Genomic DNA, 12,848 nt, shown 5'->3' with positions numbered 1-12,848 from the left:
CTGTCTCTGGTCAGTTTGCTGGATACGATAAACCGGCTTCAGAGCCAATCATGAACCGCCGTGGTACGGAACCGTATGCCCGGTGGTGTGAGAGGACGGGGGAGGCAACTCCCCCTCCTACTCGATTGTGCGGAGGCAAACGGGCGCTTATCGCAGGAATCGCGCCTGTGCTATGCTCAGCGCCCTGTACTGGATTGAGCTGAACTATGCCGTTGCCGGAACGTATTGTGCTCGTGGGCCCGATGGGGGCTGGAAAAAGCACGATTGGCCGTCTATTGGCCAGAGAACTGGGCTATCGCTTTATCGACTCCGACCGCCTCATCGAAGAGCGCTGCGGGGCCAATATCCCGTGGATATTCGACGTCGAGGGTGAGAGCGGCTTCCGGACCCGCGAGAGCAATATTCTCGAAGAATTGTCCCACGAAACCGGTGCGGTGATTGCCACCGGCGGCGGAGCGGTCATGCGGGAGGAAAACCATGCCTGCCTGCGTCGGGGTGCGCTGATCGTCTATCTCAAGACATCGGTGGATCAGCAGTTCGAACGGACCCGGCGCGATCGCAATCGCCCCCTGCTCCAGCAGGAGGATCCCCGTGCCGTACTGCAGGACCTGTTCGACCGACGCAACCCGATATACAGCCGCCTGGCTGATATCGTGATGATGACCGATAAAAAGAGTCCCAGGCTTGTGGTGCGTCAACTCCTCAACCGCATCAAGCCACGCACCTCCCGCAAGAAACGTCACCTGAGAAAGGAAGGACACAAGCATGCCTGACGTCGCGCGCACACTAACGGTGGATCTCGGCGACCGCAGCTACCCGATTCTGATTGGCCAGGGACTGCTCGGATCCGCCGACCTGTCATCCTATGTCAAGGGGGATCGCGCCCTGATCGTCACCAACGAGACGGTGGCGCCGCTGTACCTGGAGCGCGCGACCGGATCCTTCCCCGGCAAGGCAGTTGACAGTGTGGTGTTACCCGACGGCGAACGGTACAAGAACTGGGAAACGCTGAACCTTATTTTTGACGCATTGCTGGAAAAACGGCACACGCGGAAAACCACCCTGGTTGCCCTGGGCGGTGGCGTGATCGGCGATATGACCGGCTTTGCCGCTGCCTGCTACCAGCGTGGCGTTCAATTTATCCAGATCCCGACCACGCTGTTGTCACAGGTGGATTCTTCGGTCGGTGGCAAGACGGGGATCAACCACCCGCTGGGTAAGAACATGATCGGCGCGTTCCATCAGCCGGAGGTGGTGCTGATCGATACCGATACCCAGGGCAGTCTGCCGCCACGGGAGCTGCCCGCCGGGCTGGCGGAGGTCATTAAGTATGGCCTGATTCGTGAGCCGGCTTTCCTGGAGTGGCTGGAGGACAACATGGCCGCCCTCCGGTCGCTGGATGCGGTCGCTATGGTTGAGGCCATTTACCGGTCCTGCGCCTGCAAGGCGGACGTTGTCGCCGTGGACGAGAAAGAAGGCGGGTTGCGCGCCATCCTCAATCTTGGTCACACGTTTGGCCATGCCATCGAGACATTTACCGGGTACGGCACCTGGCTTCATGGTGAAGCTGTGGGAACCGGCATGCTGATGGCGGCTGACCTGTCCTGTCGTCTCGGTTATCTGAGTGCTGACGACTTGGAGCGTGTTGTCCGTGTCCTGCAAAGTGCCGGCCTGCCGCTCGAACCACCTGCGGACATGACGCCGGAGGATTTCCTTCGGCTGATGGCGGTCGACAAAAAAAATGTCGATGGTGCGCTGCGCCTGGTCCTGTTGGAGTCGCTCGGCAAGGCGGTCGTAACGTCCGACTTCCCCACGCAAAAGCTTGAAGAGACGCTCGCCCGGTTCTGCAGTCGAGTATCGTGACCCCCTGACACGGAAGGTGCCATGGCAGTTGATGAACAGTTGACCAGCGATCCCGGTGGCCTGTTTCAGCGGCTCCAGTCCCGCTACGGCCTGGGGCAGGATCCGCTCGCCATGGATGTTCCGTTTTACCCCGGTGGACAGCGCGAGTATGCGCTGGAAACCCTGCGTCATCTTGCCGCATTCGGTGATATGGCGATTATCGTTACCGGTGCGCGTGGTGCCGGCAAGACGCGAATGCTGGCGGAGCTGGTTCGGCACGAGACGGAGCGCCTTGATTTCCAGCGCCTGAACCGTACCGACCTGGCCAGCGAACAGGCCCTGGCCGATCGCCTTCTGGCCATCGCCCATCAGGGCCTGGCGACGGGGCGAACCGTCCGCGACGCCATCTACAATTTCTTCAGGTGGAGTGAAAAAGCCACCCTCAAAGGCCGGCGGATCGTGCTGCTGGTCGACGATGCAGGCCACCTTCCGGCCCCGTTGTTGCGAATGCTGGTGGCGGCGTTTACCCACGCCGACCGGAGCCAGGCCGCAGTCCCGGTGCTGGCCGGTTCGGACACACTGCTGGACATGCTGGATAGCGAGGGCGGCGGGCTGCAGCATCAGGTGCACCAGATACATCTGCGCCCGCTGACCCGGGAAGAGGTAGCCGATTACCTGCGGCCCCGGATCGCCAGGGCCGGCGGTGATCCGGAGCTGCTGTTGACGGCGGGTCACCTGAAGAAGCTTCATGAACTGGGTCAGGGCAGTTTCGGGCGGCTCAAGCGGACCGCGCCCGCTGTTTGGCTGGACATCGCCGGACATCAACCCGTCGCCAGGTCGGGGCCCCGTTTCAGCCCGCGCCAGTGGTCGTTACCGCTTGCGATCGTGGCGCTTCTGGGTACTTCCTGGCTGGTGGTTTCATGGCAGTATGACGATGTGGTGGCTCACCAGCCTGATGAAGCCCCTGCCCCGGTAGCGCGAAAAACGGTTCGGTTGGGTCCGGGCGAGGATGCGTGGCATCCCGAGACGGATGGGGCGGGGCAGGGCCGGGGCCCGACGCCCGAAACGCCGTTGGGAGGCCAGGATGACGTGGTGACCCAGGGGGCATCCGTCCGGGAGGCCGCGCCTGAAAAAGAGCCGGTTGAAGGTGGCGGTCAGCCGACTGAGCCGTCGTCGGTTGCTTCCAGCGAGATATCTGAAGACAGAGCAGCCCCGGAGGCCGGGAGCGCGCAGCCGGCGAGCGGGGATTCCGGCTCCGAAGCGGTTGCGCTGACCGGCTCAGAGCCAGGTCGGACCGAGTTGCCGGAAAAGCCTGTCAGTCAAACAGCGGCAGCCGATTCCACTCCCGCCGAACCGGTGGCAGGGCAGTCCGGGATGGAGGCGCCTGCGGAGGCTGTTACCGAGGCTCCCAAGAGCAAGGCGGCACCCGCCTTCAAGCCGCAGAACCCCGCCCGGTTCAGGTCGGTGGAGGCCCTGCGCTCGGGGTCGGGCCTGACGGTTCAGTTTATCGCGGGGTATGAAGAAAAGACCGCCACGGATTTCCTGAATGAGCATCCGGGCGTGGACGGACTGGTCTACACTCGCTCTACACGGAAGGGTAAACCGTGGTATGTTGTGATTTACGGACAGTTCTCCAGTCGTGACGAAGCCCGGCAGGCCCTGAACGCATTACCCGAAGGTTTGTCCGAGCATGACGTCTGGATCCGCTCCCGGTCCGGGCTCTGATACCGCGCTACTGTCAGCCGGCCGGATCTGGAGCTGACATGGCGTTGTCGCCAGGGAATGCGTAGTCCCCGGCGCATACGGCGCGATTTTTATTCTTTTTTGTTCCAACCCAATCAATCTTTTATTCCGTTAATAAGCTAAAAAGTGCTCAATGATTTGAGTACGTATTACTGCGCATGTAAAATAGCCAGCCCCCATTTTCAGTGTCATTGGGCGATGCACCTCGGCTCTGTGCCTATCCCATTGATTGAAAAGAATATTTTAGTGAGAGAACGCTTATGATGACAGGTTTGTATCATCCCGGTGAGTTCAGGGACAACTGTGGATTTGGCCTGATTGCCCACATGAAGGGCGAGGCCAGCCACAAGTTGCTGCAAACTGCCATCGAGTCGCTGACCTGCATGACCCACCGTGGTGGCATTGCGGCGGACGGCAAGACCGGTGACGGCTGTGGTTTGTTGCTGCAGAAGCCCGACGCATTCCTGCGCAAGGCTGCGAAGGCCAGTCTGGGCAAGACGCTGGGCGACCTTTACGGCGTCGGCATGATTTTCCTCGATCAGGACGAGAAGAAGGCGGAACGGGGCCGTAAAACCCTGGAAAAGCATCTTGTCGATCAGGGGCTGGAAGTCGTTGGCTGGCGTGAAGTGCCGACGGACAGCGGTTGTCTCGGTCCGATGGCGATGGACTGTCTGCCGCGCATCGAGCAGGTTTTCGTGGAACCGGCCGGCAAGGACGAGAAGGCATTCGGCATCGGCCTGTTCCTGGGGCGTCGCCATGCCGAGCGCGAGATGGCCGACGATCCCGAATTCTACATCTGCAGCCTGTCGCATAAGACGATCTCTTACAAAGGCCTGATGATGCCGGTGGACCTGCCCACCTTCTATCACGACCTGGGCGACCCCGATCTGCACACGGCCATCTGCGTCTTTCACCAGCGCTTCTCCACCAACACCATGCCGCGCTGGCCGCTGGCGCAGCCATTCCGCTTCCTGGCGCACAATGGCGAGATCAATACCGTCGAGGGTAACCGGAACTGGGCGATCGCCCGTGCCTCCAAGTTCAAGTCGCCGGATCTGCCGGATCTGCAGACCCTGCAGCCGCTGGTAAACCGGACCGGTTCCGACTCCTCCAGTATGGATAACATGCTGGAAATCCTGCTGGCCGGGGGCGTCGACCTGTTCCGCGCGGTACGTATGATGATTCCGCCCGCATGGCAGAATGTGGACACCATGGATTCCGACCTGCGGGCCTTCTACGAGTACAACTCCATGCACATGGAGCCGTGGGACGGTCCGGCCGGTCTGGTACTTTCCGATGGACGTCATGCGGTCTGCATGCTGGACCGCAATGGTCTGCGGCCGGCGCGCTGGGTCATCACCAAGGATGACTTCATCACACTGGCGTCCGAGATCGGCACCTACAGCTACAAGCCGGAAGACGTTGTGGCCAAGGGCCGTGTCGGACCGGGTCAGATGCTGGCCATCGATACCGAGTCCGGCGAAGTCCTCCACACCCGGGATATCGACCAGCGCCTGAAGAGCGCACAGCCCTACAAGCGCTGGTTGCGTGAGAATGCCCTGCGGGTCGAGGCGACGCTGAACCAGGACACCCCGGAATTCAAGTTGATGGAAAGCGATGAGCTGAAAGTCCATCAGAAGATGTTCCACGTGTCCTTCGAAGAGCGTGACCAGGTGCTGCGGCCGCTGGCCGAGAACGGGCAGGAAGCTGTGGGCTCGATGGGCGACGATACGCCGATGGCGGTGTTGTCCAGCAAGGTGCGTCACGTGGCCGACTTTTTCCGTCAGAAGTTTGCCCAGGTGACCAACCCGGCGATCGATCCGCTGCGCGAATCCATCGTGATGTCCCTGGAAACCTGTCTGGGTGCTGAGCAGAATGTCTTCGAGGAAACGCCGGATCACGCCAACCGGATTATCCTGTCGACGCCGGTCCTGTCGCCGGCCAAGTTCCTGCGCATCGAGAGCAACGACCGACCGGGCTTTGAAGTGGCCCGCGTCCGGCTGAGCTATCGCCCGGAACTGGGGCTCAAGCAGGCCATTGAAGCCGTTTGCGCCGAGGCCGAGCAGGCCGTGCGCGATGGCAAGGTGCTGTTGATCCTGAGCGACAAGGACCTCAAGGAAGGCGAGCTGCCGGTGAACGCCATGATGGCGACCGGTGCCGTACACCACCATCTGGTACGGCAGGGGCTGCGTTCCGATTCCAACCTGATCATCGAAACCGGCTGGGCCCGGGACCCGCATCACTTCGCGGTGCTCTTCGGTTTTGGCGCGACGGCCGTCTACCCTTACCTGTCGTACCAGATCCTCAATGACCTGATCCGCACCGGTGAGGTCATGATGGATCCGATCGAGGCCAAGAATAACTACCGTAAAGGTATCAATAAGGGCCTGCTCAAAATCCTGTCCAAGATGGGCATCTCGACCATGACCTCCTATCGGGGGGCCCAGTTGTTCGAAGCCATCGGGCTGGCTGACGAAGTGGTTGATCTGTGCTTCTGCGAGGTGCCGAGCCGCATCCAGGGGGCCGGATTCTACGATTTCCAGCAGGATCAGGAACTGCTGGCCGGTAATGCCTGGAAACAGCGCAAACCGATCTCCCAGGGCGGTGTGCTGAAGTACGTCCACGGCCAGGAGTACCATGCGTTCAATCCGGATGTGGTCAACACCCTGCAGCGTGCGGTCATCGATGGCGACTACGGTACCTATCGTGAATACGCCGGCCTGGTGAACGAGCGTCCCGTGGCCACGCTGCGGGACCTGCTGACTTTCCGCAAGGATATCAAGGCGGTGGATCTCGACAAGGTCGAGCCGGTCGAAGCCATCTTCCCGCGCTTCGATTCCGCGGCGATGTCCCTGGGCGCACTGTCGCCGGAAGCCCATGAGGCGCTGGCGGTGGCCATGAACACCCTGGGCGGCCGCTCCAACTCCGGTGAGGGCGGCGAAGACCCGGCCCGTTACGGCACCGAGAAACGCTCCAAGATCAAGCAGGTGGCCTCCGGCCGCTTCGGCGTGACCGCCGAGTACCTGCGCAGCGCAGACGTCATGCAGATCAAGGTTGCCCAGGGCGCCAAGCCGGGTGAGGGTGGCCAGTTGCCGGGTGGTAAGGTCAACGAGCTGATAGCCCGCCTGCGTTATTCCGTGCCGGGCGTGACCCTGATCTCGCCGCCGCCGCATCACGATATCTATTCCATCGAGGATCTGGCACAGCTGATATTTGACCTCAAGCAGGTCAACCCGAAAGCGCTGGTGTCGGTGAAACTGGTCTCCGAGCCGGGCGTCGGCACCGTTGCGGCCGGCGTGGCCAAGGCCTATGCCGACCTGATTACCGTATCCGGTTACGACGGCGGAACGGCGGCCAGCCCGCTGACCTCCATCCGCTACGCCGGTTCGCCCTGGGAGCTGGGCCTGAGCGAGGCGCACCAGGCGCTGCGCGGCAACGACCTGCGTGGCAAGATCCGCCTGCAGACGGACGGTGGCCTGAAGACCGGCCTGGATGTGGTCAAGGCGGCCATCCTGGGGGCGGAGAGCTTCGGCTTTGGCACCACGCCGATGGTGGCGCTGGGTTGTAAATACCTGCGGATCTGTCACCTGAACAACTGCGCGACCGGTGTCGCCACCCAGAACGACCAGCTGCGTGAAGATCACTTCAAGGGCACCGTCGAAATGGCGATGAACTTCTTCCGCTTCGTGGCGGCGGAAACCCGGGAGTGGATGGCCAAGCTGGGCGTCACCAGTCTGGAAGAGCTGGTGGGCCGGACCGATCTGCTGGAAGTGCTGCCGGGTGACACGCCGCGTCAGCAGAAGTTGAACCTGAACCCGCTGCTGCAGAACGATCACATTCCGGCTGACAAGCCACACACCTGTCAGGTGGAACGCAACACGCCTTTCGATAAAGGTACGCTGGCCGAGCAGATGGTCAGTGACGTGAGCGAGGCGATCACCAATAAGGCCGGTGGTACCTGGCAGTACCGCGTCACCAACTGCGATCGCTCCATTGGCGCCCGGATCTCGGGTGAAATCGCCCAGTTGCACGGCAACCAGGGTATGGTCGGCGCGCCGATCACGCTGGAGCTGACCGGCACGGCCGGGCAGAGCTTCGGCGTCTGGAACGTCGGTGGCCTGAACCTGATCCTCGAAGGCGATGCCAACGACTACGTCGGTAAAGGCATGACCGGCGGCAAACTGGTTATCCGTCCGCCGCGGGAAAGCAGCTTCAAGACCCAGGACACGTCGATCATCGGCAACACCTGTCTCTACGGGGCGACCGGCGGCAAACTCTACGCTGCGGGCACCACGGGTGAGCGTTTCGGTGTCCGGAATTCCGGGGCGCACGCCGTCGTTGAAGGCGTGGGTGATCACTGTTGTGAGTACATGACCGGCGGTCTGGTGACCGTACTGGGCAATACCGGCCACAACTTCGGGGCGGGTATGACCGGCGGTTTCGCCTACGTCCTGGACCAGCAGAACACCTTCGTGGACAAGTACAACCACGAGCTGGTGGAAATCCAGCGTATTTCCAGCGAAGACATGGAGCCGTATCGCAACCATCTTCGCAGCGTAATCCGTGAGCATGTGACGGAGACCCAGAGCGAATGGGCGGAGCACATCCTCGACAATTTCGATGACTATATTGGCCGGTTCTGGCTGGTTAAGCCCAAGGCGGCGAGCCTGCGCACCCTGCTGGCCAGCACTCGGGCGCGACCGGAATAACGGCCGCACGCGCCGCTTCGGCGGCGCCACCTGAACCCCGCATCGAAATTGAATACTTGAGAGTCGCGTGATGAAAGAGAGACTGAATAACGATTTCCAGTTTATCGAGGTTGGCCGGGTCGATCCGAAGAAGGTTCCGGCCAGCAAGCGGAAAAAGGAATTCCAGGAAATCTACCACCCGTTCAAGCAGGAAGACGCTGCCAGTCAGGCGCATCGCTGCCTGCACTGTGGCAATCCGTACTGCGAGTGGAAGTGCCCGGTACACAATTACATCCCGAACTGGCTGAAGCTGGTGTCCGAGGGCAACATCCTGGAGGCGGCCGAGCTGTGCCACCAGACCAACTCCCTGCCGGAAGTCTGCGGCCGGGTTTGCCCGCAGGATCGTCTGTGTGAAGGGGCCTGTACCCTGAACGACGGTTATGGCGCGGTCACCATCGGCTCGGTGGAGAAGTACATTACCGACACCGCCTTTGCCCTGGGCTGGCGCCCGGACCTGTCTCACGTCAAGTGGACGGACAAGAAAGTTGCGGTGATTGGCGCCGGTCCGGCCGGTCTCGGCTGTGCCGATGTCCTGGCCCGCAACGGCGTCAAGCCGGTGGTGTTCGATCGCTACCCGGAAATCGGCGGCCTGCTGACCTTCGGTATCCCCGAGTTCAAGCTGGAAAAGAGTGTAATGGCGCGCCGCCGTGAGATCTTCGAATCCATGGGCGTTGAATTCCGCCTGTCCACGGACGTGGGTACCGACGTCCTGCTGGAAGACATCATCGACGAATACGACGCGGTCTTCATGGGCATGGGCACCTACACCTACATGAAGGGCGGCTTCCCGGGCGAGGACCTGCCGGGTGTCTACGATGCGCTTCCGTACCTGGTATCCAATGTCGACCGTCGCCTGGGCTTTGCCGCCACGGACAGCGAGTTCATCGACATGAAGGGCCTGCGCGTGGTGGTCCTCGGCGGTGGTGACACCGCGATGGACTGCAACCGCACCGCGATCCGTCAGCAGGCGACCAGCGTGACATGTGCCTATCGTCGGGATGAGGCGAATATGCCAGGCTCCCGTCGCGAGGTGGCCAACGCCAAGGAAGAGGGCGTCAAGTTCATGTTCAACCGCCAGCCGATCGCCATCATCGGCGAGGATCGGGTCGAGGGGATCAAGGTGGTCCAGACCCGTCTGGGTGAGCCTGACGAGAACGGACGCCGTCGTCCGGAAGTGGTGCCCGGCAGTGAAGAGGTGATCCCGGCGGACGCCGTCCTGGTGGCTTTCGGCTTCCGTCCCAGCCCGGCCGAATGGTTCGACAAGCTGGATGTGAACATCGACGATTCCGGCCGGGTCACGGCGCCGGAGGAGGCGGAGTTCCAGTTCCAGACGTCCAACCCGAAGATCTTTGCCGGTGGCGATATGGTCCGCGGTTCGGATCTGGTCGTAACCGCTATCTGGGAAGGGCGTCAGGCAGCCGAAGGCATCCTCGACTACCTGGACGTCTAGAACGGCCAACACATCGACACAGATTGATTAAGGGGCATTATGTCAGCACTCATGAACGACCGGTTCCTGCGCGCATTGCAGCGCCAGCCGGTGGATCGCACACCGGTCTGGATGATGCGCCAGGCTGGGCGCTACCTGCCGGAGTACCGGGCTACGCGCGCCAAGGCGGGCGACTTCATGAGTCTGTGCAGGAACGCCGAGCTCGCCTGTGAGGTGACCCTGCAGCCCCTGGAGCGGTATCCGCTGGATGCCGCCATCCTGTTTTCCGATATCCTGACCATCCCGGATGCCATGGGGCTGGGCCTGTACTTCGAAACGGGCGAAGGTCCCAGGTTCCGCAATACGGTGCGTTCAGCCGCCGACGTCGAGGCATTGCCGACGCTGACCGCCGAAACCGATCTGGACTACGTGGTCTCCGCCGTTGCAACCATCCGCAAGGCCCTGAACGGCAGCGTGCCGCTGATTGGTTTTTCCGGCAGCCCCTGGACGCTGGCGACCTACATGGTTGAGGGTGGCTCCTCCAGGGACTTCCGCGAAGCCAAGCGTCTGCTCTACGGCGAGGCGGCCGTGATGCACGCCTTGCTCGGCAAGCTGGCCGATGCCGTGACCGATTACCTGAACGCCCAGATCCGGGCCGGTGCCCAGGCCGTCCAGATTTTCGACACCTGGGGTGGTGTCCTGCCGAGCTGGGCCTACGCCGAGTTCTCGCTGGCTTACATGACGAAAATCGTGGATGGCCTGATTCGCGAGCATGAAGGTCGTCACGTGCCGGTCATCCTGTTCACCAAGAACGGCGGCCAGTGGCTGGAGGCGATGGCGGATTCCGGCGCCGACGCCCTGGGCCTGGACTGGACCACCGACATTCGCGAGGCCCGTGCCCGGGTCGGCGACCGTGTCGCGTTGCAGGGCAATATGGACCCGGCCATGCTGTACGCGCCGCCCGAGCGGATTCGCGAAGAAGTGGCGCATATCCTGGCGCGCTTCGGTGAAGGGTCCGGCCATATCTTCAACCTGGGCCACGGCATCACGCCGGATGTGGACCCGGCCCATGCGGATGCCTTCATTCGCGCGGTCTGCGAGCTGAGTCCGCCCTACCACGGCGGCAAGTAGCCGGCGATCAAGGCGATAGGGTTGGTTGCGCCCGTATGCGGGACTATAGTGATAGCTGGACGTCGTTGAAGTGAGGGGTTAGGTGCTTCAGCGGCTTTCAGGTCAATCGCTTGCATCAACAAGAGACTGTCACGGTGAGCCAATCGACTGAACGTCGCCGCTTTGAACGCATCCTGTTCGATGCGCCCTGCGATATCCACGCCGGGGAGGACGTCTGGCACAGCGAAGTGCTGGATATCTCCATGAAAGGCGTGCTGGTGCGCCGTCCCGAAAACTGGACGGCCAAACTGAACCATCCTTTCGAAATCACCATCCATCTGAACGACCTGGACAGCGGTATTGTCATGGCCGTGGCGTTACGCCATGTGGAAGGCGATCACCTGGGCTTCAAGTGCCAGTACATCGATCTGGACAGCGCCACTCACCTCAAGCGCCTGGTCGAGCTCAACCTGGGCGATCCGTCCCTGCTGGACCGTGAACTGCGCCACCTGATCGAGAAAGACTGAGCGCCACCACCCGTCAGTTGGAGAGATCGAGCAGGGCGTCCAGCGCTTCGCTGAGCTTGGTGACGGGGATAACCCGCATGTTCTCCATCGGCTTGCGCGGCACGTTGGTCTTGGGAACCACGGCGCGGGTGAAGCCGTGCTTGGCCGCCTCATAGATGCGCTCCTGGCCGCTGGGGACCGGGCGGATTTCGCCGGACAGTCCCACCTCGCCAAAAATCACTAGATCCTGCGGCAGCGCCTTGTCCCGGAACGAGGACACGATCGCCGCCAGGATGGCCAGATCGGCACTGGTTTCACTGACTTTGACGCCACCCACCACGTTCACGAACACATCCTGGTCGGCCACGTGCATGCCGCCATGGCGGTGCAGGACGGCCAGCAGCATGGCCAGCCGGTTCTGGTCCGTGCCCACGGCCACCCGCCGCGGATAACTGCCCTGCGAGAGATCCACCAGCGCCTGGACTTCCACCAGCATGGGTCGGGTGCCTTCCCAGACCACCATCACCACACTCCCGGGCGCGGCATCCTCACCGCGATTGAGGAAAATGGCACTGGGGTTTTTGACCTCTTTGAGTCCCTGTTCCAGCATGGCAAACACGCCCAGTTCGTTGACCGCGCCAAAGCGGTTCTTGATGCCGCGCAGGGTGCGGAAGCGGCTGTCGCTGGAGCCTTCCAGCAGGATGGAGCAGTCGATCATGTGCTCGAGCACCTTGGGCCCGGCGAGGCTGCCGTCCTTGGTGACGTGGCCGACCAGGAACAGGATGGTGCCGGTCTGCTTGGCGAAGCGGGTCAGGTAGGCGGCGCTTTCGCGGACCTGCGACACGCTGCCGGGTGCCGACTCCACGTCGCTGACGTGCATCACCTGGATCGAGTCCACCACCAGGATGCGGGGCTTCTCGGTCTCGGCCACCTGGACGATGCGTTCGACACTGGTCTCGGAGAGCATCTTGAGATCGCGGGTCGGCACGCCCAGGCGCTTGGCCCGCAGGGCCACCTGCTGCATGGACTCCTCGCCGGTGACGTAGAGCGCCGGATACTGGCCAGCCAGGTTGCACACCGTCTGCAGCAGCAGCGTACTTTTGCCGGCACCCGGATGGCCGCCCATCAGGATGGCCGAGCCTTCCACCAGGCCGCCGCCCAGCACGCGATCCAGTTCCTTCATGCCGGAGCTGATGCGGGACTGCTCGGTCAGGCTGACGGAATCCAGCGACTGCACACCGGACAGGCTGCCGGCAAAGCCCTCGAAGCGGGAACCCCGGTTGCCACCACCGCTCGAGCTGCTGACGCCGCGGACTTCGCTGATGGTGTTCCAGGCGGAGCAGGCCGGGCACTGGCCCTGCCACTTGGAGTAATCCGCACCGCACTCGGTGCACACGTAGGCGGTCTTGGTCTTGGCCATGGCTGCTCGATCGTCGGGGAAAAGGGGAGGCAGCCGGTCGGGCGACCGGC

8 protein-coding genes are annotated in these 12,848 nt (G+C 62.3%); 7 read left to right on the top strand and 1 reads right to left on the bottom strand.

The window, feature by feature from the left end:
* The first annotated feature begins 206 nt into the window (after positions 1 to 206).
* From aroK to EZI54_RS17695, 7 genes are all read left to right on the top strand, one after another.
* Positions 207 to 773, top strand: a complete 567-nt coding sequence (gene aroK / locus EZI54_RS17725; protein WP_131483217.1) for a shikimate kinase AroK — start codon at positions 207 to 209, stop codon at positions 771 to 773.
* The gene (gene aroB / locus EZI54_RS17720) at positions 766 to 1,863 is read left to right on the top strand and encodes a 3-dehydroquinate synthase (protein ID WP_131483216.1); all 1,098 of its coding nucleotides are present in this window, start codon (positions 766 to 768) and stop codon (positions 1,861 to 1,863) included. The genes aroK and aroB overlap by 8 nt, the downstream gene beginning before the upstream one ends.
* A gap of 21 nt (positions 1,864 to 1,884) precedes the next feature.
* Positions 1,885 to 3,567, top strand: coding sequence for an SPOR domain-containing protein (locus tag EZI54_RS17715; RefSeq protein WP_131483215.1), 1,683 nt, complete (start codon positions 1,885 to 1,887; stop codon positions 3,565 to 3,567).
* Between the two features lie 278 nt (positions 3,568 to 3,845).
* Positions 3,846 to 8,294 carry a glutamate synthase large subunit gene (gene gltB, locus EZI54_RS17710; RefSeq protein ID WP_131483214.1) on the top strand — a complete coding sequence of 1,483 codons (4,449 nt, stop codon included), beginning with the start codon at positions 3,846 to 3,848 and terminating at the stop codon, positions 8,292 to 8,294.
* A 70-nt stretch (positions 8,295 to 8,364) separates the two neighbouring features.
* Positions 8,365 to 9,783 (top strand): FAD-dependent oxidoreductase, encoded by a 1,419-nt coding sequence (locus EZI54_RS17705; RefSeq protein WP_131483213.1) that lies wholly within the window; start codon positions 8,365 to 8,367, stop codon positions 9,781 to 9,783.
* Between the two features lie 39 nt (positions 9,784 to 9,822).
* Positions 9,823 to 10,893, top strand: coding sequence for a uroporphyrinogen decarboxylase (gene hemE / locus EZI54_RS17700; protein WP_131483212.1), 1,071 nt, complete (start codon positions 9,823 to 9,825; stop codon positions 10,891 to 10,893).
* Positions 10,894 to 11,027: 134 nt separating this feature from the next.
* Positions 11,028 to 11,399 (top strand): PilZ domain-containing protein, encoded by a 372-nt coding sequence (locus EZI54_RS17695; RefSeq protein WP_131483211.1) that lies wholly within the window; start codon positions 11,028 to 11,030, stop codon positions 11,397 to 11,399.
* A 13-nt stretch (positions 11,400 to 11,412) separates the two neighbouring features.
* Here the strand turns inward: EZI54_RS17695 and radA are convergent, their stop codons facing one another.
* On the bottom strand, positions 11,413 to 12,798 hold the full coding sequence (gene radA, locus EZI54_RS17690; RefSeq protein WP_131483210.1) for a DNA repair protein RadA: 1,386 nt from the start codon (positions 12,796 to 12,798) through the stop codon (positions 11,413 to 11,415).
* Between the last annotated feature and the right edge of the window lie 50 nt (positions 12,799 to 12,848).

The organism is Marinobacter halodurans, from assembly GCF_004327985.1.
GTDB classification, from domain to species: domain Bacteria; phylum Pseudomonadota; class Gammaproteobacteria; order Pseudomonadales; family Oleiphilaceae; genus Marinobacter_A; species Marinobacter_A halodurans.
The sequence above is the reverse complement of the archived record's forward strand: the minus strand, read 5'-3'. Positions and strand labels throughout refer to the sequence as shown.